This is a genomic window from Aureibaculum luteum (assembly GCF_003449015.1).
Taxonomy (GTDB): Bacteria; Bacteroidota; Bacteroidia; order Flavobacteriales; family Flavobacteriaceae; genus Aureibaculum; species Aureibaculum luteum.
The window spans coordinates 93,014-118,376 of sequence record NZ_QRGD01000004.1 but is presented as its reverse complement, the minus strand read 5'-3'; the positions used below and the strand labels follow the sequence as shown (position 1 = coordinate 118,376).

Below are 25,363 nucleotides of genomic sequence, written 5' to 3'. Positions count from 1 at the left end.
AAATAGTATGAAAACAATACAAATATGTGTTTTAATATTTTCCGTTATGGGTTCTGTATTTTCTCAGAGTAGACCCAATGTGATTTTTGTAATGCCTGATGATATAAGCCACAATGCTTTCTCTTATTATAATGTTAAAGGTCCGCAAACCCCTAATATAGATAAGCTTGCAAATGAAAGTGTCCGTTTAACTGATTTTCAAGTTTCTCCAAGTTGCTCTCCAACAAGAGCAGCTCTTCTTACAGGAAGGCCAAGTGATGTTGTAGGTGTTTGGCACACTATAAATGGTCGTAATATGATGAGAGCTGATGAAATTACCATGGCTGATATATTTAAACATAATGGTTATGCAACAGGGTTGTTTTTTAAATGGCATTTAGGAGATAATTATCCTTTTCGCCCAAAAGACAGAGGGTTTGAATATGTAGCTTGGATTCAAGGTGGAGGTACAGGTCAACAACCAGATTATTGGGGTAACACGAATAATAATGCAAATATATTAGTTAATGATACCTTAGTTGAAATGACTGATGAAGATGATGGCATTGAAGGAGCATTTACTACCAATTTCTTTTTCAACCGTTCAATGGAATTTATGGAGGAAAATATTAAAAAGAAGAAACCATTTTTTGCCTATATACCTTTGGGTACAGCACACGCTCCACATGTAACACCTCCAGATGCTCGTAATGGAGTGGGAGCTAAAACAGCAACCATAGAAAATATTGATAAGAATATGGGAAGGTTGATGAAATTTCTAGATGATAAAGGTATTGCCGATAACACCATACTTGTTTTTACTACGGACAATGGTGGAGGCACATATCTTCGCGGAGGAAAGGGATCAAATTATGATGGAGGCACTAGGGTTCCTTGCTTTATTAGGTGGGCCGATGGAGGTCTTGGAGGCAATGGTAAAGGAAGAGAAGTATTGCCACTTACAGCTCATATAGACTGGCTACCAACTTTTATGGATATTCTAAATTTTAAAGATGTTCCTGATAGACCTGAAAAGCTTAAAATTCGTGGAATGAGCTTTAAGCCTTTTCTAGATACTGATTTATCAAATGACCCAATTGAATATAAAAATAGGGCTGTTACTATTAATGATATGTGGACAGAATTCCCTTAAAAGTATAAAAAACTCTCAGTAAAAAAAGATAGCTGGAATGGTAATGTTATAGAACATAAATGGCGTTTGGTTAGAACAAGCAGTACTTCTGAATGGGAATTATATGATGTGCTTTTTGATGAAACTCAAAAAAATAATTTGATTTCAAACTCAAATTATAATGCAATAATTACCGAGCTAAAAGAGGAATATGAAAAATGGTGGAAGCTAGTTGACGAGCGTTCAAGTGAATACACAAGAATCATTATTGGTAATAAAGCAGAGCCTGAATCAGTTCTTCATGCTATGGACTTTCATGGAACTGTTATTTGGGAACAAGATGCTGTTAAAAAAGGAGACAGTGGAAGTGGTTTTATTGCCATTGAACTTGAAAAATCAGGAACCTATCAATTTGATCTACGTCGTTGGCCTAAAGAAATTGAAGACAAAACAACTTTAAGTGCTGCAGGTTCAGGTAAAGCTTTAATAATAGCAAGTGCTCGTATAAAAATATGGAATGGTAATACTATTTATGTGGACGAAACAAAAAAAGCAGATCCAAATGCCGATGGCGTAAATTTCACCTTAAAAAACCTACCTAAAGGGCCTGCATTTATTCAAACTTGGTTTTACAATGTTGTTGGTGATATGGAAGGTGCCGTATATTATAACTATGTGCATTTTGACAAAGAATTAAAATAAAATAACATTAGATTTTTTATCTAAGTTAAAGTTATTTATCTAAGTTGAATAACTTATTTTTTTGACATTTTATGCATTCTATATTTACTGGAATTAAAAATATACAGTAATAAATTAGCCATATTATTTTATAACCATATTGTTTCAACTTGGGTACTACTTAATTTAGACGTAGACGCGGAAGTATTGATATTTCTGCGTTTATCATAAAATCCGTTAATAATTTATATAAAATGGACTATATCTTATACATGTATGAGAAGAAATAGTTATAATTTTATAAATAATAAAATAACAGATAAAAAAACATCGATTTTAAAACTATGCCTACAATTTCATTTCATAGAATAAGAGTTATTTATTGTAGTATTTTGATTTTGTTTAGTGCAATTTCATTTTCAGGATGTTCAAAAATCAAGGAATCCAAAGAAGCAAATCAAATAGAAAAAACAGACAAACCAAATGTTATTCTCATAATGGTCGATGATCAAGGTTATGGCGATATTGCGGTTCAAGGAAATAAATGGATTAAAACCCCAAACATTGATAAATTACACGCTGAAAGTACTCGTTTAACTGATTATCATGTGAGTCCCACCTGTGCACCTACACGAGCGGCTTTAATGACTGGTCATCACAACTATAGAACAGGTGTGTTTTTCACTATAAAAGGACGGTCACTTATTCTTGAAAGAGAAACAACAATGGCTCAAGTATTCAAAGAGAATGGGTATAATACAGCTATGTTTGGTAAATGGCATTTAGGTGATAATTATCCATTTCGTCCACAAGACAAAGGTTTTGATGAGGTTTTGATGAATAATGGCGGTGGTGTTGGGCAAACAATGGATTATTGGGACAATGACTACTTTAATGACACTTATGTTCACAATGGTAAATTTGAAAAATATGAGGGGTATTGTACTGATGTTTGGTTTGAAAATGCCAAGAAATATATAGGGAAACAAAAAGACAAACCATTCTTTTGTTATCTGTCTACCAATGCTGCTCACTCTCCATATTGGGTAGATGATACGTATTCTGATCCTTATAAAGATAATGAAAACATTCCGAATGCTTCCTTTTATGGTATGATTGCCAACATTGATGAAAATATAGGGAAGTTGGTGGAGTATCTAAAATCAATTGATTTGATGGATAATACCATTCTTATTTTTACATCAGATAATGGCACTGCTAAAGGTGCGAAAATGGCCAAAGGTGAAGATAGATTAGATGGTTTTATTGATAAAGGTAATAATGCAGGAATGCGTGGTATAAAAGCGAGTATGTACGAAGGAGGTCACCGAGTTCCTTTTTATATTCATTGGAAAAATGGTGGTATCAACGTAGGGAAAGACATCAATGACTTAACTGCCCATTATGATATATTTCCAACCTTAGTTGATTTATGTAAGTTAGACGTTAAAGAAGATTTGAAATTTGATGGTTCAAGTTTAGTGCCGTTAATGAAAGGTGATAAAACCAATTTTGAGGATAGAATAGTGTATGTAAATACACAGTTTTCAACGGATCCTATTCCTTGGAAAAGAACAGCTTTGATGCATCGTAACTGGCGTTTGGTAGAAGGAACGGAATTATATGATCTCGATACGGATCCGGAACAACGAACAAACGTAGCTGACCAATATCCTGAAAAGGTTAAAGAGTACAAAGCTGCGTATGACAAATGGTGGGCGGAAATCTCTCCAACATTTGTGGAAAAACCGTATTTCATTATTGGAAATGAAGCAGAAAATCCAACTACGTTAATTTGTCATGATTGGCATAGTGAGACTTTTACTCCATGGCAACAGAATCATATTAGATTGGGACAAATAAATAATGGTTTTTGGCGGGTTAAAGTAGCGGAAGATGGAACTTATACTTTAAAGCTTCGTCGTTGGCCAGAAGAGTCACAGCTGGCCTTAGGAGCAAAAGCTCCTGTGCGTCCTGCATTAGAGGGAACAAGTGTAACGGCTAGTAAAAAAGGTAAAGCGTTAGTAATTAAAAAAGCAAGGATAAGTATTCAGGACAATGAATTGTCAAAAGAAGTAGATTTAAATGCTGAATATGTTGAATTTGAAGTTAAACTTAAAAAAGGAGAAACAAAACTTAAAACCTGGTTTACGTTGGATTCTGCTGAAGAATTGGGAGCCTATTATGCTACCATCGAAAAATTAAACTAAAATTAATTATACCATATGAGATTGAAAAAATTTTACTACTTATTATTTGTCTTTATAGCTTTTTATAATTGCAAGGAAAAAGAGTACTCTGAAGAGATTTACGAGAAGCCTGTAATTATAAAAGAAGCACCATCTAATTTTCTTTCACCGGAAGAAAGCATGAAAACGTTTTACTTACCGAAAGGGTATAAGGTTGAATTGGTAGCTAGTGAACCTATGATTGATGAACCTGTAACCATTGCATGGGATGGTAATGGGCGAATGTATGTAGCTGAAATGAATACCTATATGCAAGATGTGGATGGTACGGGTACAAACCGATCAATAAGTAAGATAAAATTATTAGAAGATACTGATGGAGATGGTAAAATGGATAAAAGCACGGTTTTTATTGATAGCCTGTTATTACCACGAATGATGTTGCCTTTAGAAAACGAATTGATTGTCAATGAAACGTTTTCTTATGATTTATGGAGTTATAAAGATACTGATGGTGATGGTGTAGCTGATAAAAAAGAACGTGTTTATTACAATCCAAACCGTCGTGGAGGAAATTTGGAACATCAACAAAGTGGCTTAATTTGGAATTTGGACAATTGGGTATATACAACTTATAATCCCATACGGTTTAAATTTAAAGAAGGCGAAGTACAGGTAGATTCTCTTGATATTATGCCAAGAGGACAATGGGGATTAACCCAAGACGATATGGGGATCATGTATTACTCATCTGCGGGTAGTGAAAATCCAGCATACGGATTTCAACAACCTGCGGTTTATGGAGATTACAATCCACCAGGAAGGTTGTCAAAAGGATTTATGGAACCATGGCCAGTAGTTGGCACACCAGATGTGCAAGGTGGTCCAAAGAAATTACGAGAAGACAATACCCTCAATCACTTTACGGGAGTTGCTGGTCAAGAAATTTTTCGTGGTCATAGATTACCTCCTTCAACCTATGGCGATTTATTTATACCTGAACCAGTTGGGCGACTTATCCGTAGAGCAAAGGTAAAAGTAGAAGATGGTAAAAAAGTATTGTATAATGCCTATGATAAAGCCGAGTTTATGGCTTCAACGGACCTTAATTTTAGACCGACACAAGTTAAAACAGGTCCTGATGGTGCATTGTATATTGTAGATATGTATAGAGGAATTATCCAAGAGAGTAACTGGACGAAAAAAGGAAGTTTCCTTCGCCCTGTTATAATACGTAAAGAATTAGATAAAAATATTGGTAAAGGTAGAATTTATAGAATTGTACATGAGGATATTACACCAGATAAAAGACCTAATCTCTTAGGTAAAAAAGCGTCTGAATTAATCACCTATTTAGGGCATCCTAATGGTTGGTATAGAAATACGGCACAAAAATTAATTATATTAAAGAACGACGCCTCTGTTGTTGATGAGCTTAAAGCTATTGCCATGGACAACACTTCCTTTTTATATGGTTTGTTTAACAGCGATAGAGATTTAGGTATAGAACGAGTACATGCATTATGGACGTTAGAAGGATTAGGTATTATAGACAAAGAATTGATTACAGCAAAATTCAAAGATGAAGACCCTAGAGTAAGAATTACGGCATTACGATTGAGTGAACACTTCTTAAAATCTGATGATACATCTTTATTTTCTGATTTAGAGAAATTGATAAATGATACCGATACGGAAGTTGTAAATCAACTAGCTTTAAGCTTAAGATACAGTAAAGACAAACAAGCTACAGCGTTGTTAAATACAATTGCTGAGCAATATTCGCAAAATGAAATAGTTGCACATGCTGTAAAAGAAAGCCTTAAAAAAGATGATACAAAACTGGCTCAACTGAAAAAAAGGATTGCGAATAGAGGGTTAAATGATAAAAAAAGTGTGTTGAATGGGTATGAATCATACAATCAATTATGTGCTACTTGTCATGGGCCTGATTTAAAAGGTTTACCTACAGAAGATGGTGGTTTAATAGCTCCTTCATTAATTGGAAGTCCTAGAGTTATTGGGGATAAAAAAGTACTTAGTAAAATATTGTTAAATGGGTTAATAGGACCAATAGAAGGAAAAGAGTATGGAATAATGGTGCCTTTAAAAAATAACAGTAACGATTATATTGCTGATGTGTTATCCTATGTTAGAGCTATGAATAATGAAGGTGGTGTACATAAAAATGTGGTCCGAGATGCACGAGAAGAATCAAAAGAGAGAGAAGACTATTGGACCTTAGAAGAATTATTAAAATAAGATGTTACATAAAATAAACTTAAAATGACAGCTATACTAAAAAGAGGACTTATATGTTTTCTTGCATTCTGTTCAATACTATCTGCTTTTTCGCAAGAAGTTTCAAATAAACTAGAAAAAGTAATTATTGAACCAGAAGTGTATACCATAATGTCAGATAAATGGGATAAAGAATTTATACATGTTACCTATCCTAAACAATGGTTAGAAACTATTATTCATGTAAAACCAGGCGAATCTATTCAAAATGCAATTGATAAGGCGAATTCAGCTGGTGGTGGCGTAGTCTTATTAGAAGAAGGTACCTACATTTTAGAAAACACCATCACGTTAAAAAGTAAAATAACTTTAGTTGGGGCTGGTAAGAAAAAAACAATACTTAAGCAGGGGCCTAATATGCAGGGTTCTGGATTTAATATAGAAGATAAACCGCAAATTACGGACCTTGTTATTAAAGATTTAACATTAAAGGGTACTCGTAAAGGTAAGTCAAACGGAATCCTAATTAGAGGACGTAATGAAAGCAGACATACAAGGATTATGCTTCAAAACATTAATGTAACAGATTGGTCAGCACAAGGTGTTCATATGAAGCGTACCAATAATATCATTATGGATAATTGTAATTTTCAGTTTAACGGATCTGCTGGAGGTTTATATCACAATGTTTATTTTTTATATAATAAATACATTTTACAATCTGATTGTGATATGTCTTATCCAGTAAAAGGAAAAGGTAATAAATATACTTCATGTGAGTATGTTTTGTCTCAACGTTGTACCATAAAAGATACTAAAACCAATGGTATTCAAATTGATCATGAAGAAGCAGGATATATATTTTTTCATAAATATCATATTTCTGGATGTGCCAGAGTAGCATTGTGGTTTCCATGTGAAGATTACTACAATAAATATAATTATACGGAAAATCCAAAATACGCACCTCAAAAGGTAATATTAAATAGATGTGAAATTATAAATAATACTTGGGGAGCCATGTGGCGTGCTGTTAATGAATCTTATGTAATTAATAGTGTATTTGATAATGAGAATATTGATATGGGATTATTAAAGTGCGATGTTATTATGGAAAATAGCACTTTCAAAAAGGGGAATGAAATATATACCGATAAAAAACAGTGGCCGTCAGATGTTAAAATATTATGGTAACCTATAAATTTCTATTAAACCTAAGCGTATATCATGAAAATCAATTTAATGATTAGACATAAAATGAAGATGACTAAAGTCGTATGATTTAACTATTAAAATAAAACGAAATGAAATTTAGTAAAATATTGACATTAATTACAGTAATAGTTTTGATGTGCTCTTTTGGATTGAAGTTTGAAAAGGAAATAAAGCCAAAAATAAAAGTTTTAATAGTAGATGGACAAAACAATCATGGTGTGTGGCCAAAATCTACTATAATGATGAAGCAGTATTTAGAAGAAACAGGCTTGTTTACGGTAGATATTGAAAGGACTAAGTTTTTATGGAAAGGAGAAGGTGAAAAAGCATTTTTATCTTTGGCAGAAACAGGTGATTCAGAGTTTTTAGAGAAACCAAAAACTGATCCTGATTTTTGCCCGAAATTTAGGAAATATGATGTTGTAGTTTCTAACTTTGGTTGGAAAGCGGCAGATTGGCCAGAAAAAACACAAAAATCTTTTGAAAAATTTATTAGAAAAGGTGGCGGGTTTGTAGCTGTACATGCAGCGAACAATTCATTTCCAAAGTGGTTGAATTACAACCAAATGATTGGCTTAGGAGGCTGGGGTGGAAGAAATGAAAAAAATGGTCCATATGTATATTATAACAATGAAGGGAAATTAATTCATGATACATCTGAAGGTGAGGCTGGTTCTCATGGTAGCAGGCATGAATTCCCTGTTACTATTAGAGTTGCAGATCATCCAATAACTAAAGGAATGCCAAAAGTTTGGTTGACTACAGCTGATGAATGTTATGCAAAATTAAGAGGTCCAGCAGAAAATATGACCGTATTAGCTACAGGAAAAGATCAAAGTACAAAAGCACCTACAGACAGGCACGAACCCATTTTCATAGTAACAAATTATGGGAAAGGGAGGGTTTTTAATACTATTTTAGGCCATGATACTGTTTCTTTTCAAAGTGTAGGCTTTATCACGTCATTTACAAGAGCTGCAGAATGGGCTGCTACAGGGGAAGTAACGCAAGAAATTCCAAGTAATTTTCCTACTAAAAAAGCGTCTTCCAGTAATAATTTTTCAATTATTAAATAGATTTCAATATGAATACTAAAAAAACATTTTTATTACTGCTTAGTTTGCAGTTAACTTTTGCAGTTTTTGCTCAAAAAGAAGGTGTTGTAGACAAACAAAATGGACCTTCAAAAAAAATAAAGTCGAAGGACTGGACATCTCTGTTGGATAAAGACTTAAGTGAATGGGAAGTTTGGACCGGAGTTCCGCATAAATCCGTAAAAAATTTACCTAAAGGATATGAAGTACCTGCTAATGGAATACCAACAGAACCTATTGGTTTGGATAATTCTTTGGGAATTTTTAAAGTTACACAAGATGATAATGGAGAGCCTGTTTTAAATATTTCAGGTTTGGTATATGCTGGTTTAACTTCGAAAAAAGTTTATAAAAACTATCATTTAACAATGTTATTCAAATGGGGAGAGAAGAAATATGAACCTAGATTGAATGATATTCGTGACAATGGCTTGTTGTACCATTGTTATGGTGAACATGGTGCGTTTTGGAATGTATGGAAACGTTGTTTAGAATCACAAATTCAAGAAGGTGATTTTGGTGATTTATATACTTTGGCTGGTACAAAAGCATCCGTAAAAGTGAATGAGTATGGTAGATGGGATCCTGAAAACGGAAAAGAAGCAACTAAAGGAAAGCGTTTGTATGATACCGAAAGTGTACATGGAGCTTGGACACGTGTAGATATTTATGTTTTAGAAGATAAAGCAGTACATGTAATCAATGGAAAAGTGACTTTAGTTTTAAAAGATGCTTTAACGCATGATGGAAAAAAATTGGACCGTGGACAACTGCAAATACAATCAGAAGGAGCTGAAGCTTATGTAAAAGGTATGTATATAAGACCTATCAAAAAATTTCCAAAAGAAATAAAAAAAGTGGCTGGTTTATAACTAGTCCATATAGCATCTTGTAATACATTCTATCGTTGTTTCGATTTTTTTAAATCCATAATTAGATATTTTAATTACGAGAAAACAATTATCAGAAAGAACAACTAGTTAAAGGACTTAGTCACAAATACCGTCAGATGTTAAAATATTATGGTAATCTAGTAATTACCTATTAACCTAAGAGAACAGTATGAAAACCGATTTAATGATTAGACATAAAATGAAAATGACAAAAGTCGTATTGTTATTACTTTTAGCCCTATCAACAAATTTGTCCGCTTTTTCAACGATTAAAAACGAAAAGTTAACGAGTAGTCAACAAACGGATGCAGCCAAAGCTAACGATACCATACAATATGCGTTTCAATTAAAAAACACAACAAATACGCGTCAAACCTATTTTTTAAGTGTAAAAAATCCAAGGCAATTAGGATGTAGAACAATCTTGAGTGCTACAGAAGTAGTCTTAGAAGCCAATAAAAGCTTTGAAGGTCAACTTTCGGTTATTGTTAGTGATAGAATTCCTGTAGGTGGCTATGAATCTAGTTTTATTGTTTTAAAAGATAAGGATAACAACACCTTAGAAACCTTATCGTTTATTTCAGTTCGTGCGAAACCACATCCGTTTTTATTAGTAACTGATACCATATTTGAAGAAACTAATCAAAAAATAAAGAATTATAATTGGGCTAATGATAATTTAGAAATCATGTTAAAGGAGCTTGATCATTTTGAGTTTCCGGAACTTAAAATTATTACAAAGCCACGTCCAACAAAAGTTTGGTCAAGTTTAAATTATAGTGCTAGTGACGGCGAAAAGGCATTTAAACTAGCCTTAGCTTATAAACTAACAGGTAATCTAGAATTTAGAGATAAATTAATCACTTTTATAAAAATTGTTACTGATAAAAATAAAGGTTATTTATCGATAGGTGCAGCAACGAATGGGGTGCAAGTACATGAAGGTAATTTCTTTTTGTTTTTAGCTGCAGCTTGTGATGTTGTTTATAATGAACCGAGCTTAACAACGTCCGATAGAGAAAATATTAACAACACTTTTCGTTATTATTTAAAATTGAATAAAGAGCACATGAATGGTTTAGGTATTATGAACCATCAAGCAAGTGCTAATGCAGGTGCTATACTAGTTGCTCTTTTTTTACAAGATATGGCTGAGGTTGATTATTTAATTGAGGCCGATGGTGGTATGGCAGATCAGATTGGAAAAGGAGTTATGGCCGATGGCTGGTGGTTTGAAGGTACAGCCAATTATTGTTATTTGGTAACACAACGTTATACTTTAGTGTCACAAGCATTTGAAAACTACGGACTCGATTTATATCATAGACGTTTTCCCGCAGCATTTAAAAGTAAAGATTTTGACAATGTTAAAGAAGGCTTTGCAGGTATGAAGTTTGATAACTGGGGCCCCACAGGAAAAAATACTAGAGGCCTAGAAGATATGGTAACACCATATATACCTATGATGGATGAAAATGCTTATGTCGTCTCAAGTAATGATTCCAATTTAAAAGAACCTAACGAATTTTATGAACTCGCATATCGTGAATATAAAATTGATGATTTAGCGTGGGTAATTAATAAAACCAAGAGAGAATCATGGGTGTCCTTAATGTACGGAATACCTGAATTACCACAAATAAAAGATCCAAGAACTGAATCAAGTTTTTTGCCCAATGTAGGTTTAGTAGCATTACGATCGCAACCTAAGACTAAGACACCTAAAGATCAGATTCAAGCCTATCTAAAATACGGAACACATGGTGGTTGGCACGGACATTTTGATAGGGCAAGCTTAATTGCATTAGATAGAAATGGACATAAATATTTTGGAACAGAAATGGTGTGGTTTGGCTATGGCAATCCGGGATATAAAGAAAGCGTACAAACATCAGCTACACATAATATGGTTATTGTTGATGAACTACAACAAGAGGCTGTACCATCCGAACAATTATTATTTTTTAAAGGTGAAATGATGCAAGCAAGTGCTGTAGAAACCAATGCTCGATGGCGGATTATTCCAAAGTGGAATGCAGATAAATTTCCACCTTGGGATGACACTGATTACGCGTCTGATTTTAATCCTATTCAGCAAAGAAGGTTGTCTATTGTTACTGATAATTATGTGGTAATTGCTGATTATATGAAATCTAATAAAAAACATAATTACGATTGGTTACTACATCCTGTTGGTTTTAAGTCAATTTCCGGTGCTAAAAAGCAAGGAAAAAGTTTAGAGCTATTAAGTACTAATGAAGATTCTCCCTATACGTATTTTAAAAATGCACAATGGTATACAACCAAGAAAGGAACTAAAATAGAATTTGATGAAGAGGGAAATAAATTAGATGTTTATTCTATTTGGCCCAAAAAAGCAGAAATTTTGTTAAGCAGCTATCCAAATGGGGGTAAACAACGAGATATTAGAAACAATCCTAACCGTAAGACGTATGGAGTAAGAGTTAACGAAAAAGAAGTCGTGTTTTTAAATGTTATTGAACCCTATCAAGGAGAAAGTAAGATAGATAAAATCGTATGTAAAACAGCCGATCAATTAACCATTTATTTAAAGGATGGTAGAGAACAGTATATACACATTGAGAATTTTGAACAATCTGATTTTAAAATAATCATGGAAGAACGTGTTAACGATATAGTAGTAAAAACAGAAATAGCTAAATCTAAATAAATAATTTATAATTATGAAGCAGTACATAAAACAAGTGGTGTTAATATGCTTATTGTCAGTAGTTTTTTACAATTGTAAAAATAAGCAAGGAATAAAAGTTGAAACGCCGAAAGAACAAAAAAGACCTAATTTTCTTTTTGTTTTAGTTGATGATCAATCTGCATTTGATTTACAAACCTATGATCCTAATTCTATTTTGGAGACACCCAATATTAGTAAATTGGCAAATGAAGGAATTGTTTTTGATCAAGCAAGGCAAATGGGGTCTATGAATGGAGCTGTTTGTACGCCTTCGCGTCATATGATTATGACCGGTCGTACACTATGGCATTTGCCGCCTAGTGCTGAATTTCAAAAACAAACGGATCCCCATGAGCTAGACGAGCAAACCATTGGAGCTGTTTTTAATAGGGCAGGGTATAAAACAATGCGTACATGTAAAAAAGGAAATTCTTATCCTGGTGCAAATAAACAATTTAGTGTGGTGCATGATGCAACTAAGCGTGGTGGTACCGAAGAAAGTGGTAGTGCATGGCATGCAACTCAAGTCTTAGATTATTTAGGAGCTAGAGAACAAACGAAAGAAAAAGATCCCTTTTTTATCTACTTCGGTTTTTCACATCCCCACGATACTCGAAATGGTACTCCAGAATTGTTAGAAAAATATGGAGCTACTAATCATAAGGATAAAAATAGCCTACCGGCTCTAAATGAAAAACAACCTCAATTACAGGATAATTACCTTCCAGCACACCCATTTTTTCATGGGCATCCGGAACTTAGAGATGAAGAACGTGTAAGTGGGGTTTGGAAAAATAGAGATGAAAATACGATTAGAAATGAATTGGGTAGAGAGTATGCGTGTTCAGAAAACATTGATAATCAATTGGGAAAAGTATTGAAAAAGTTAGAAGATTTAGGAGAATTAGATAATACTTATATTATTTACACCTCTGATCATGGAATGGCCATTGGGAGACATGGTTTACAGGGAAAACAAAATTTATATGAGCATACTTGGCGTGTACCTTTTATAATTAAAGGCCCAGGCTTAGCCACTGGGAAGCGAGTTAATGGTAATATTTATTTGTTAGATGTGTTGCCTACGTTATGTGATTTGGCAGGCATTGATGCACCTAAAACTGTTGAAGGTAAAAGCTTTGTTCCAGTGTTGAAAGGGGAAGAAGATGTGGTTAGAGATGTAATGTATGGTGTTTATGCGGGAGGAACAAAACCTGGCATGCGTTCTGTTAAAAAAGGGGATTGGAAGCTCATAAAATATGATGTGATGGATGGGGCTGTACGTGAAACACAACTATTTAATTTAGCGGAAAATCCAAATGAATATTTACCTGAACATCATAAAAAAGGAGCAATGGAAACTGATTTGGCTGAAAACCCGAAGTATGCCGATAAATTGGCCGAGATGGAAGCATTGTTATTAGAGCAAATGGAACAAAATGATGATCCTTACAGGTTATGGAACCAAACAAAATAATGGACGAACAGATAAAAAGTTACTCTCTAATATGATTAAAATGAAAAAAAGTAGATTATTATTTCTAGTGTTCACTTCCTGCTTAATGCATGTCACTATTTTATATGCTCAAGTGAATAAGAATGCAAAACAAAAACCAAATATTATCATTGTAATTACTGATGATCAAGGTAAAGGCGATTTAGCTTGTGAAGGTAATCCGTATATTAAAACTCCAACTATTGATAAATTGTATACGCAGTCCATACGATTTACCAATTATCACGTATCTACCACTTGTGCACCAACAAGAGGTGCTTTAATGTCAGGAAGACATAGTAATCGGGTAAATGTATTTCATACTATAAATGGACGGTCCATTCTTTTTGAAGATGAAGTTATTTTACCTCAAATATTTGCTCAAAATGGGTATACCAATGCCATGTTTGGAAAATGGCATTTAGGTGATAATTATCCCTATCGTCCAGAAGATAGAGGCTTTCATGAAGTGGTTCGTCATGGTGGTGGAGGTATAGGTCAAGGACCTGATTATTGGGGTAATGACTATTTTGATGATACCTATTGGCACAATGGAAAAATGGAAAAATATGAAGGCTATTGCACCGATGTATTTTTTGATAATGCGTTACGTTTTATTGAAACCAATAAAGACAACCCTTTTTTCTGTTATATTTCTACAAATGCACCCCATTCCCCTTACAATCTCCCTAAAAAATACTTTGACATGTATCAAGGGAAAGATTTTGAAAAATTGAATCCAAGATTAAAACGGTTTTATGGAATGATAACCAATATGGATGATAACTTTAAGAGGTTAGAAGACAAACTGGATGACTTAGATATTTTAGATAACACCATATTAATTTTTACTACTGATAATGGAACTTCAGCTGGGCGAGGTACTTATAATGCTGGGCTAAGAGGTGGAAAAGGAAGCCAATATGATGGAGGACATCGCGTGCCGCTATATATCCGTTGGCCTGATGGAAAACTAACTGGAGGTAAAGATATTGATAAACTGGTTGCTCATTATGATTTGTTACCCACATTTGTAGATTTACTAGGTTTAGATTTTAATCCTATAAAACCGCTAGATGGTAAAAGTTTTAAACCACTTTTAACGGATGAAAATGCATTATGGGAAAATAGGATTTTGTACATGGATACGCAACGCGAACAAAACCTAATCAAGTATAGAAAATATACGGTAATGGATGATAATTGGCGTTTAGTTGATGGAAAAGAACTTTATGACATGCGTAAAGATTTAGGTCAAGAAAATAATATTATTGATGCACATCCAGAGGTGGCATCACGGTTGGCAGTTGGATATGAAAAGTGGTGGGAATCATTTGTAGATGAAGGTGTTAATGAACAATATGCTTATATTAAAGTAGGGTCTCCAAAAGAAAATCCTAGTCGTATTTCAGCTCATGATATGATTGTTGGTAAATACAGTGGTTCATGGCATCAAAATGGGGCAATTACAGGAACAAAAGCTGGTGGAAAATGGAAAATTGAATTTGTTGAAGATGGTGAGTACGCTATTAGTTTACGTAGATTTCCTCGAGAAAGTGGATTGGCAATTAATGCAACATTTCCTGCACAAAAAGAAGCTGTTGAGTATGATAAAACTTCACCTGCTAGTATAAAGTCAGATTTTAAAGAAGCTTTTTTATATGTTGCAAATATTTCTAAGACAATAGAAATTACTAAAGGACAAGATGAAGTGACGTTCAAAGGGAAAATTCCTGCGGGTAAATATGACATGGAAGCACAGTTAATTGATGAGGACGACCGGGTGCATCCTGCATACTATGTCTATATCGAAAAAATAGCGTCCAAATAGATTTAAAAAATACAATTATGAGATATAAAATGAAAAGAGCCTTAAAATCCATTCATTCTATCAGTATTTTATTGTTTTTATTATGTGGATTTTTGGCTTGTTCAGCTCAAAAAATCAAACCTAACATTATTATTATTTATACGGACGATCAAGGGTATGGCGATGTGAGTGCTCTTAATCCTGAAGCCAAATTTAAGACTCCAAATATGGATAAATTGGCTCATGAAGGAATAACGTTTACTGATGGTCATAGTAGCGATGCCGTATGTACGCCTTCCAGATATAGTTTATTAACAGGACGTTATAGTTGGAGAACCTCATTAAAAAAAGGCGTATTAAGAGCCGATGGCCCCTGCTTAATCGAAAAAGACCGAATGACCATTGCTTCCATGTTGAAAGCGAATGGTTATCAAACAGCAATGATAGGTAAATGGCATCTTCAAATGGAGTTTGAAGGAGATTTAAAAAGTGATAATAGAGATTGGTCAAAACCATTTACAGATGGGCCAATTGAAAAAGGATTCGATTATTTTTATGGTATTCCTGCTTCTATGAATTATGGAATATTAACTTTTTTAGAAAATGATAGGGTAGTAGATCCGCCAATACTATTTACTAAAAAGAAATTGGATGTAACCCCACGCACATATCGAATGACACCGCCATATCAAACAGAACGAGATAGAGGTTTTGTTGAGGTGGCTCCTTCGTTTAATGATGAGTTGGTCTTAGAAACCTTAGCCAATAAAGCGGTTGATTATATTAATAAATCGGCAAGTGAACCCAACAATGATAAGCCTTTCTTTTTGTATTTACCACTAACAAGTCCACACTTACCACATTGTACACATCCTGATTTTCAAGACCGCAGTACTTGTGGAAATTATGGGGATTTTATGGAAGAAACTGATTATAGAATTGGGCAAGTATTAGAGGCCCTAAAAGCCAATGGTTTGGAAGAAAACACCTTGGTCATATTTTCATCTGATAATGGAGCTGAATCCAATTACGCATACCAAAGAGATACGTATCAACATTATAGTAGTTTAAATTTTAAGGGTGGAAAACGTGATATTTATGAAGGAGGACACCGAGTGCCTTTTTTAATGCGTTGGCCAAATGTTATAGAGGCTGGTAAAAAAAGTAATTCACCAGTTTGCCAATCAGATTATTTAGCAACCATAGCAGATATTGTTGGGGTTACGCTGCCAGATAATGCAGGTGAAGATAGTTATAGTTTATATGACTTAATGAAAGATTCGAATGAAAATCAAAGTTTAGATAGAGCAGTAATTCATCATTCGTTTACAGGTCATTTTGCAATTAGAGAAGGTAAATGGAAGTTAAATATGTTAAGAGGTTCAGGAGGTTCTTTGAAACCTGTCATCGTAATGCCTCAAAAAGGAGAAGCGACATATGAGCTTTATGATATTAAGAATGATCCAGGGGAAACAGTCAACCTTTATTTTAAACATCCTGATGTTGTTAATCACTTAACAAAAAAAATTACAGAGATTATAAAAAATGGGAGATCAACCGATGGTACTCCACAGCCTTTTATTAAAGAAAATTGGAAACAAGTAACGTGGATGTCGTTGGATTAATTATCAAAATCTGATTTTAAAAATTTACCTGTGAAATTTAAAAACTTATATCACAATTATTAAAATAGATCGAAAATGAAAAAGAGCATATTTACATTATTATCATTTCTTTTATTTTCATTACTACTTCAGGCAAAAGAATACCACGTTTCAAAAAAAGGGAACGATTTTAATGAAGGGAGTAAAGTAGCCCCATTTAAAACCATTTCAAAAGCAGCAAAAGTCGCTCAACCAGGGGATGTGATAACCGTGCATGAAGGAATTTATAGAGAATGGGTAAATCCCCGTTTTGGAGGAATAAATGATAGTAATAGAATTGTGTATCAAGCAGCAGAAAATGAAGAGGTTTGGATTAAAGGTTCGGAACATATTAAAACATGGAAAAAGCACAAAGGAACCGTTTGGAAAGTTGTTTTAAATAATGATTTTTTTGGTGACTTTAATCCCTATCAAGAAATTGTTTATGGAGATTGGTTAACGAAGACTTATGGACGAGATCATCATCTCGGTGAAGTATATATAAATGGTAAGGCACTTTATGAAATTGATAGTTTGGCGAAGGTGTTTTCAGAAACTTCATTAAAAAGAGCAACAGATACAGAAGGGTCTAAATACAAGTGGTATTGCGAAAGTAATCAAGAGACTACTACAATTTATGCTAATTTAAATGGGATAAATCCGAACAAAGAGTTGGTTGAAATAAATGTAAGACCAACTGTATTTTTTCCTAAAAATACAGGAATTAATTATATAACGGTTCGTGGATTCAAAATGGCTCAAGCGGCTACACAATGGGCACCTCCAACAGCAGAGCAAGAGGGATTAATTGGTCCAAATTGGAGTAAAGGATGGATTATAGAAGATAATGTAATTTCTGATTCAAAATGTTCAGGAATTGTAATAGGTAAAGAAAGAGCTTCAGGTCAAAATTTATGGAAACGAGACCAAAAAAAACACGGAACACAACGTGAAAGAGAAGTTGTTTTTAAAGCGTTGCAATTGGGGTGGTCTAAAGAAACAATAGGTTCTCATATTATCAGAAATAATACGATAAGAGACTGTGAACAAGGTGGGATTATTGGTCATTTAGGAGGTGTGTTTAGTGAAATAAGCAACAATCACATTTATAATATTAATGTAAAAAAGCAATTTGATGGATGGGAAATAGGAGGCATAAAACTACATGCAGCTATTGATGTTATTATTAAAAATAATTTCATTCATGATAATCATCGTGGAATATGGCTCGATTGGCAGGCACAAGGAGCACGCGTAACGGGAAATCTCTTATATAATAATGAAGATCAAGATTTATTTATAGAGGTTAATCACGGTCCAATGATTATTGACAACAATATACTATTGTCTGAAAATGGAATTCTTAATGCTTCACAAGGAACGGCTTTTATAAATAATCTAATTGCTGGAAATGTACAAATGCGTGCGGCGAGTAATCGATTTACACATTATCATTTTCCACATTCTACAGAAGTTCTTGGGATGATGACTGTTATTCTTGGAGATGACCGATATTACAATAATATTTTTGCCGCCAATAACGATACGTTGAATAAAAGCCAGTTTTATGGTTTAAATGCTTATAATGATTTTCCATCAGCCACATACCAATGGAAATCACCAGGTGGTCTCAATAATTACAACAAACAAAAATTTCCTGTTTTTATAGATGGTAATCTTTATGTAAACAAAGCACTACCATCAACTATTGAAACGAATTTTCTAGAGAATAGAACTTTAAATCCAGCAATTAGTCTGACTAAAGAGGGCGATGGTTACTATTTGAATATGACTGTGGATGAGAGTTTTAAACGTGTGAAAACCCAATTAGTTACTACCGCATTATTGGGAGCTGCATTTCAATCGGAAACACCATTTGAAAATAGAGATGGTTCACCAATAACTATTAACCAAGACTTTTTTGGAAAAATAAGAACAAAAGAGATTCCGATAGTTGGCCCATTTGAAAATTTAAAAATAGGTAAGAATAAAATTAAAGTATGGAATATAGAATAAGTTATTGGGTAGAGCTTACTTAAAAAAATAATATCAATGGAACGTAAAGAATTTATAAAAATTCTAGGTCTTAGTGCTATAAGTGCGGGGATGTCTCCAGCTGTATTTGCAGCTCTTAAGGATAGAAATTCTGATGAGGAAATATGCAGGTTAATTTGGGATAAGTTATGTGGTACTATGGGATCTGTTTATAAAACAGAGGCTTTTAAGTATGTACATCCTAAAAAAGGATTACCTAATGTATTCATATATGGCGACTCCATTTCAATTGCATATTCTCAGTCGGTTAGAGAAGAATTGAATAACAAAGCCACAGTTATTCGTCTGTTCAAAAATGGAGGTTCAAGTCATAATTTTATAGAAAATATGGAAGAACTGCAAGAGAAAATGTTTCAACCAGGTTTAGAAAAAGGATGGAATTTTAAATGGGATTTAATTCATTTTAATGTGGGTTTACATGATCTAAAATATTTGAAAGGTAAAAATTTAAACAAAGCAAACGGAAAACAAGTTTCATGGATACGTGAATACAAAGAGAACCTCAATGAAATATGTAAGTATTTAAAACTAAACTTTCCAAAGGCTAAATTGATTTTTGCTACCACAACACCGGTCCCAAAGAATGCCAAAGGACGTTTTGAAGGAGATAGTGTTACATTTAATACAGCCGCGTTGGAGGTGCTTAAGAAGTATCCAGACATTATAATAAACGATCTTTATTCATTTACAAAACCAAATGCTAAGATATGGGCACAAGAACCTGGAAATGTCCATTATAATGATTTAGGATTTACACAACAAGGAAAAGAAGTAGCACGATTAATTACAAAAGAATTAAAATAAACTATTTATAGAACACTATAATTATAAACTCGTATTCAAATGAAAAAACACAGTCAAATTATAATACTCCTTCTATTGTTTATACCACAATTTTTGATTGCAGATGTGAAATTAAATGCACTTTTTACGGATCATATGGTCATTCAACGAGATACTGAGATTCCAATATGGGGTTGGGCTGATCCTAATGAGAAAATAGAAATTTCAGGGAGTTGGGGTGAAAAGGCTACAACGATTGCAAATACTGATGGTACTTGGAAATTAAAATTAAAAACACCAGCAGCAGGAGGTCCTTTTCAAATCACAATAACAGGTAAAAATGAATTGGTTATAAACGATGTATTGTCAGGTGAAGTTTGGCTTTGTACGGGACAATCTAATATGGATTTTGCTTTGGAAAAATTTATACATGATTCCAAAGAACCAAAATATCAACCATTAGTAGCGTATATAAGAGAAGAGGTTAAAAATGCAAATGACAACCAACTGCGTCATATTGAAGTACTTCAAAATACATCTTTATACGAAAAACAAACTGATTTTACTGGGCAATGGGTTAGTGCACAGGGAGAAGATGTTAAGAAAATTTCAGCGATCGGTTATTTCTTTGCTAAAGAATTACGCAAGGAATTAAATGTACCCATCGGATTGGTAGAATGTTCATGGGGCGGATCAAGAATTCAACCTTGGATTTCAGAAGAAGCTTTTTTAGCAGATGAAAACTTAAAGGAATATTTTCAAACGAACAGAAAAGAACTTAAAGAAACCATAGAAAAGCTGGATGCCAAAGACTATGTAGATATTGAGCTTGAGAAAAAATTAACTGCATGGATAGAAAAAGGCAAGAAAGGCAGAAAGCCAAAACCTGCTGACCACCCTAGAAAAGACAGACAAGTACCTGCAACATTATATAATGGCATGCTCTATTCTGTTATACCGTATGCTATTAAAGGAGCCATTTGGTATCAAGGTGAAAGTAACGCTGTAAATATGCCAAATGAATATGAAAAGATGTTTACCACGATGATAAATAGTTGGAGAGCAGATTGGAATCAAGGTGATTTCTCTTTTTATTGGGCACAGTTGGCCGCCTGTAAGCGTGGTAATGATAAAGCAGATAAAGGATGGGCAACAGTGAATGATAAATTACGTAGAACGTTAAAATTGCCAAATACGGGTATGGCCGTATTATATGATATTGGTGAGGCAAAAGACATACATCCTCATAATAAAATGGATGCAGGTAAACGTTTAGCTCTTTGGGCATTGAAGAAGGATTATCACATTGATATTCCGGTAGTCAGTGGACCATTATATGTTACCAAAGAAATTATAGGTAATAAAATTGAAATTGAATTTAGTGAAGTAGGAGCAGGGTTAATGGTAGGTAATAAAAAGTTGATGAACCCTACTGTGGCCGTACAAGAACCTTTAAAGTGGTTCGAGATTTTGGATCAAGAGGGGAACTGGAAACCCGCAGAAGCAAAAATAATATCTAAAAATAAAATAGAAGTTTGGAATGCATCAGTAGCACATCCAAAACAAGTTAGATATGCTTGGTCTGGTAATCCTGAAGGTGCTAATTTATATAATAAGGAGGGATTACCTGCTGCTGTTTTCTCGACTGAAAATTAATCAAATCACAAAACTAATTTAAATCAAATAGGATGAAAAAGATAAATTACACGGTACTCATGTTGGTGCTTTTAGTCTCTAATTTATTATATGCTCAAAAAGTAGAATTAATTTATACAACAGCTTCAGAACGTTGGGTTAAGCCTAAGAAGTTTCTTAAAAAGAAGGTTAGTGAATCTAAGGTTGATATCACTGTTTATACGGACAGTGTATTGCAAAAAGTTGATGGTATTGGTGGTGCTTTTAATGAGTTAGGTTGGGAAGCTATTCAGAGGCTAGATGATAAAGGTGCTAAGGAAGTTATAAAAGCTCTTTTTTCAAAAGACGGCTGTAATTTTTCAATGTGCCGTATACCAATTGGTGCTTCTGATTATGCCTTAAGTTATTATTCTCACGATGATGTTCCAGGAGATTTTGTTATGCGTGATTTTAATATAGACAGAGATAAATATATTTTGATACCCTATTTAAAAGCCGCTTTAAAAAACCGTCCAGATTTAAAAATATGGGCATCACCATGGACACCTCCAGCTTGGATGAAAGTGAATGAACATTACTCTTTACGTGCAGGCGATTGGAATGATAGGTCAAATGGAAATAGAATGAATCCTGGTGCTCAAATATTGAGTAATGCTACTGCATTTAAAATGCAAGACCAGTACTTAAAAGCATATGCCCTGTATTTTTCAAAATTTATTAAGGCCTATAAAAAGGAAGGGATAGATTTATTTTCAATACAACCACAAAATGAAATTGCCTATGCACCAAACTGGCCTAGTTGTACTTGGCGTGCTGAAGATTTCTCATTGTTTATTGGAGAATACTTAGGCCCTCAATTAGAAAATGATGGTTTAGATACAGAAATTTGGTTAGGAACTATTAATTATAGTAATCCGAATTATGTTAGAACCATTTTGGATAATAAAAAGTCAGCTAAATATATAAAGGGTGTTGGTTTTCAATGGGGCGGCTCTAAAGCTATTCCTACGATACATAAAGAGTATCCAGATTTACAATACATGCAAACGGAGAATAAGTGTGGAGAAGGAGAAAATGATTGGACAGCTTTCGATCGTTCTTGGGAAACATTGGTACACTTTTTTAACAATGGAGCAGGATCTCATATGTATTGGAATATGGTATTAGATGAAACAGGAAAAAGTGCTTGGGGATGGCCACAAAACTCAATGGTAGTCATAGATAAAGTAACTAAAAATGTTACATATACCGATGAGTTTTATTTATTTAAACACTTATCGCACTTTTTGCAACCAGGTGATCATTATTTAAAATCTTCTAAAGGGAAAAATCATTTGGCCTTTCAGTTAAAAGATGGCCGTGTTATGCTTTTAGTTAACAATCCTGATAAAACGAATAAAAATCTAAATTTTAAAATAGGGGAACAGTTATTTGAAATTGAAGTACAAGCATTATCGATTAATTCCTTAATTATAAATAAATAATTTATATGATTTCTAAATCAAATTTTAGAAGTACAGTTTTAGTCATTGTTTTATTAACTTTTTTTCGGTTGCAAGGACAGGTTATTGACAACATTGATTGGCCTAAATTTTTAGGACAACATGACTTGGTTTGGGAAGAAATTCCCATGCAATGGAATGAAGGTGCTTTTACAGGAAACGGTCAAGTAGGTATGATGGTTTATGCTACTATGAGTGAGAACCGTATTGATTTTCATATGGGAAGACAAGACGTTACCGATCATAGAGGAGCTCCTCATAAAAAAACATCTATGGGTGTTAAAGGGTATAACCTATATGATTTCTCGAGGTTAGATGTTGGTAGAATGGCATTGTATCCTGTTGGTAAAATTATTTCAGCTACCATTCGTCAAGATTTATGGAATGCCGAAATCCGAGGTATTATTTATACAGATTTAGGTGAAATAAGCTTTAGAGCCTTTACACCTTATGATAGAATGATGAATATTATTGAAATCAGTTCAACAGAACGAAAGACTAATAAAAATGTTGATTATAAATGGGAATGGTTAGCGGGTAATCCCATTACACCAAGAGTATATGCAAAACCAGACCATCCACAAACATTAAGCTATAAACCAAATCCTAAACCCATAATTACTGTGGAAAATGGTATTTCCATTTGTACACAATCCTTATTGGCTGGAGGAGATTATGCAACGGCTTGGAAAGAGAAAAAATCGAATACATCAAAAAATAACTCTACTTTATTTGTAGCCATTGCAAATGAAGTTCCAACGGCCAATGTTTCGGCTAAAGTAGCAGTTAACACAGTTAAAGATGCTATGGGTTTAAAAGCAGAAACTATTATAAAAACACATAGCGATTGGTGGCATAATTATTATAAAAAATCATTTATAACAATGCCAGATGCCAAGATGGAATCTTTCTACTGGATTCAAATTTATAAAATGGCAGCTAGCTCTCGTGCTGATGGTCCTGCATTAGATTTAATGGGACCTTTTTATAAAAATACGGGTTGGCCAAGTTTATGGTGGAATTTAAACGTACAATTGACTTATTGGCCATTTAATACCAGTAATCATTTAGATATTGCGGAAAATTTTATTCATTTAATAGATACTCACTTTGAGTATATGGTTGAAAATAAAAGTGGAAAAAGTTTGGGAGATTTTGCTTGGGCTACACACAATTATTGGTTGTATTATAATTATAAGGGTGATGATGAGGCCATTCAAAAGAAGTGGGTGCCTAAAGCCATTAAAATTTTAGAGAAATATAAAAAACATATGATTCGAAATGAGAAGGGAGAAATTGAGTTAACAGCAATGGGTTCACCAGAATACAAAGGGTTTAAAACTTTTCGAAATACAAATTACAACCTGTCAATTTTACGATGGTTATTAAATTCTTTGATTGATTCTAACGAAAAATTTAATAAAAACCCTGAAGGTATTATAGCGTGGAAACAAACGCTTAACGACCTAATTGATTATCCTGTGGATGAAAATGGATTAATGATTGGGAGTAATCAACCTGTAGATATGTCACATCGGCATTATTCACATTTATTGGCATTATACCCTTTATTTCAATTAAATCCAGACGCACCTAAAGATCGAGCATTGGTTGAAAAATCAGTTATTCATTGGCATAAAATCGAAGATGGGGCAAAATTGGTAGGTTACTCCTTTACGGGGGCAGCGTCATTATATGCAGCCTTGGGAAAAGGGAATGAGGCGAATAGCATTATGCAACATTTTTTAAATGGTAAAATAGGAACGGCTCTTTTATTACCCAATACATTTTATATGGAAGGGAATGGTAAAAATCCAGTAATAGAAACACCTCTGAGTGCTGCTACATCTATTATGGAATTTCAATTACAAAGTTGGGGAGATAAAATTCGCGTTTTTCCAGCAGTTCCAGATGCGTGGAAAGATGCATCTTTTCAAAATTTACGGGCTCAAGGTGGTTTTTTAGTGAGTGCAAAGCGGAATGATAGTAAAACGGAATGGGTATCCATAAAAAGTTTATCTGGTAAACCGTGTGTATTAAAAGTTTTAGATTGGACTAACGCCATTCAAATAAATAAAGGCAAAAAAATTGAAATAGTAAAAAATTCAGAAAATGAATTTCGTATTGATTTAAAAAAGGGAGAAACGATTTTGATTTCATCAAAAAACATTGATAAAGCAATAATGGAACCCATAAAACATTTGGAATCAAAAATGAATCAATATGGTGTGAAAAAAGGAATGAATTACAAAGAAATAATGGAATACAAAGTGCCTGAGTATAAGTATTAATAAAAGAGAATG

16 protein-coding genes are annotated in these 25,363 nt (G+C 33.7%); all 16 read left to right on the top strand.

What is annotated here, in order from left to right; translation table 11 throughout:
- Window positions 1-7: 7 nt before the first annotated feature.
- The 16 genes from D3P13_RS11250 to D3P13_RS11175 all read left to right on the top strand — a co-directional run bounded on the left by D3P13_RS11250 (window position 8) and on the right by D3P13_RS11175 (window position 25,351).
- Window positions 8-1,132, top strand: coding sequence for a sulfatase-like hydrolase/transferase (locus D3P13_RS11250; RefSeq protein ID WP_117882426.1), 1,125 nt, complete (start codon window positions 8-10; stop codon window positions 1,130-1,132).
- Window positions 1,133-1,198: 66 nt separating this feature from the next.
- Window positions 1,199-1,813: a hypothetical protein gene (locus tag D3P13_RS11245; RefSeq protein WP_117882424.1), complete on the top strand. Its 615-nt coding sequence runs from the start codon at window positions 1,199-1,201 to the stop codon at window positions 1,811-1,813.
- A 323-nt stretch (window positions 1,814-2,136) separates the two neighbouring features.
- Window positions 2,137-4,002 (top strand): arylsulfatase, encoded by a 1,866-nt coding sequence (locus tag D3P13_RS11240; RefSeq protein ID WP_117882422.1) that lies wholly within the window; start codon window positions 2,137-2,139, stop codon window positions 4,000-4,002.
- A gap of 15 nt (window positions 4,003-4,017) precedes the next feature.
- Window positions 4,018-6,243 carry a DUF7133 domain-containing protein gene (locus D3P13_RS11235; protein ID WP_117882420.1) on the top strand — a complete coding sequence of 742 codons (2,226 nt, stop codon included), beginning with the start codon at window positions 4,018-4,020 and terminating at the stop codon, window positions 6,241-6,243.
- A gap of 24 nt (window positions 6,244-6,267) precedes the next feature.
- Window positions 6,268-7,416, top strand: a complete 1,149-nt coding sequence (locus D3P13_RS11230; RefSeq protein ID WP_117882418.1) for a glycosyl hydrolase family 28-related protein — start codon at window positions 6,268-6,270, stop codon at window positions 7,414-7,416.
- A 110-nt stretch (window positions 7,417-7,526) separates the two neighbouring features.
- Window positions 7,527-8,513, top strand: coding sequence for a ThuA domain-containing protein (locus tag D3P13_RS11225; RefSeq protein WP_117882416.1), 987 nt, complete (start codon window positions 7,527-7,529; stop codon window positions 8,511-8,513).
- 8 nt (window positions 8,514-8,521) lie between these two features.
- Window positions 8,522-9,403, top strand: coding sequence for a 3-keto-disaccharide hydrolase (locus D3P13_RS11220; RefSeq protein ID WP_117882414.1), 882 nt, complete (start codon window positions 8,522-8,524; stop codon window positions 9,401-9,403).
- Between the two features lie 190 nt (window positions 9,404-9,593).
- Window positions 9,594-12,116 (top strand): heparinase II/III domain-containing protein, encoded by a 2,523-nt coding sequence (locus D3P13_RS11215; protein WP_117882412.1) that lies wholly within the window; start codon window positions 9,594-9,596, stop codon window positions 12,114-12,116.
- Window positions 12,117-12,129: 13 nt separating this feature from the next.
- Window positions 12,130-13,614: a sulfatase-like hydrolase/transferase gene (locus tag D3P13_RS11210; protein ID WP_117882410.1), complete on the top strand. Its 1,485-nt coding sequence runs from the start codon at window positions 12,130-12,132 to the stop codon at window positions 13,612-13,614.
- Entirely contained in the window at window positions 13,577-15,463 is a 1,887-nt protein-coding gene (locus D3P13_RS11205) for an arylsulfatase (RefSeq protein WP_198680019.1), read from the top strand. Before D3P13_RS11210 ends, D3P13_RS11205 begins: the two co-directional genes overlap by 38 nt.
- Window positions 15,464-15,480: 17 nt before the next feature.
- Window positions 15,481-17,067, top strand: coding sequence for a sulfatase family protein (locus D3P13_RS11200; RefSeq protein ID WP_117882408.1), 1,587 nt, complete (start codon window positions 15,481-15,483; stop codon window positions 17,065-17,067).
- Window positions 17,068-17,142: 75 nt separating this feature from the next.
- Window positions 17,143-19,101: a DUF1565 domain-containing protein gene (locus tag D3P13_RS11195; RefSeq protein WP_117882406.1), complete on the top strand. Its 1,959-nt coding sequence runs from the start codon at window positions 17,143-17,145 to the stop codon at window positions 19,099-19,101.
- A gap of 36 nt (window positions 19,102-19,137) precedes the next feature.
- Window positions 19,138-19,944 (top strand): SGNH/GDSL hydrolase family protein, encoded by an 807-nt coding sequence (locus D3P13_RS11190; RefSeq protein WP_117882404.1) that lies wholly within the window; start codon window positions 19,138-19,140, stop codon window positions 19,942-19,944.
- 39 nt (window positions 19,945-19,983) lie between these two features.
- Window positions 19,984-21,579 carry a sialate O-acetylesterase gene (locus D3P13_RS11185; protein ID WP_117882402.1) on the top strand — a complete coding sequence of 532 codons (1,596 nt, stop codon included), beginning with the start codon at window positions 19,984-19,986 and terminating at the stop codon, window positions 21,577-21,579.
- A 32-nt stretch (window positions 21,580-21,611) separates the two neighbouring features.
- Complete coding sequence (locus D3P13_RS11180; RefSeq protein ID WP_117882400.1) at window positions 21,612-23,042, top strand: glycoside hydrolase family 30 protein; 1,431 nt, start codon at window positions 21,612-21,614, stop codon at window positions 23,040-23,042.
- Between the two features lie 5 nt (window positions 23,043-23,047).
- On the top strand, window positions 23,048-25,351 hold the full coding sequence (locus D3P13_RS11175) for a glycosyl hydrolase family 95 catalytic domain-containing protein (protein WP_117882398.1): 2,304 nt from the start codon (window positions 23,048-23,050) through the stop codon (window positions 25,349-25,351).
- Window positions 25,352-25,363 lie beyond the last annotated feature (12 nt).

Bases quoted from the DNA above. Each gene is read 5' to 3' on its own strand.
- D3P13_RS11250 (WP_117882426.1), top strand. From the start codon at position 8: ATGAAAACAATACAAATATGTGTTTTAATATTTTCCGTTATGGGTTCT.
- D3P13_RS11240 (WP_117882422.1), top strand. From the start codon at position 2,137: ATGCCTACAATTTCATTTCATAGAATAAGAGTTATTTATTGTAGTATT.
- D3P13_RS11235 (WP_117882420.1), top strand. From the start codon at position 4,018: ATGAGATTGAAAAAATTTTACTACTTATTATTTGTCTTTATAGCTTTT.
- D3P13_RS11230 (WP_117882418.1), top strand. From the start codon at position 6,268: ATGACAGCTATACTAAAAAGAGGACTTATATGTTTTCTTGCATTCTGT.
- D3P13_RS11225 (WP_117882416.1), top strand. From the start codon at position 7,527: ATGAAATTTAGTAAAATATTGACATTAATTACAGTAATAGTTTTGATG.
- D3P13_RS11220 (WP_117882414.1), top strand. From the start codon at position 8,522: ATGAATACTAAAAAAACATTTTTATTACTGCTTAGTTTGCAGTTAACT.
- D3P13_RS11215 (WP_117882412.1), top strand. From the start codon at position 9,594: ATGAAAACCGATTTAATGATTAGACATAAAATGAAAATGACAAAAGTC.
- D3P13_RS11210 (WP_117882410.1), top strand. From the start codon at position 12,130: ATGAAGCAGTACATAAAACAAGTGGTGTTAATATGCTTATTGTCAGTA.
- D3P13_RS11205 (WP_198680019.1), top strand. From the start codon at position 13,577: ATGATGATCCTTACAGGTTATGGAACCAAACAAAATAATGGACGAACA.
- D3P13_RS11200 (WP_117882408.1), top strand. From the start codon at position 15,481: ATGAGATATAAAATGAAAAGAGCCTTAAAATCCATTCATTCTATCAGT.
- D3P13_RS11195 (WP_117882406.1), top strand. From the start codon at position 17,143: ATGAAAAAGAGCATATTTACATTATTATCATTTCTTTTATTTTCATTA.
- D3P13_RS11190 (WP_117882404.1), top strand. From the start codon at position 19,138: ATGGAACGTAAAGAATTTATAAAAATTCTAGGTCTTAGTGCTATAAGT.
- D3P13_RS11185 (WP_117882402.1), top strand. From the start codon at position 19,984: ATGAAAAAACACAGTCAAATTATAATACTCCTTCTATTGTTTATACCA.
- D3P13_RS11180 (WP_117882400.1), top strand. From the start codon at position 21,612: ATGAAAAAGATAAATTACACGGTACTCATGTTGGTGCTTTTAGTCTCT.
- D3P13_RS11175 (WP_117882398.1), top strand. From the start codon at position 23,048: ATGATTTCTAAATCAAATTTTAGAAGTACAGTTTTAGTCATTGTTTTA.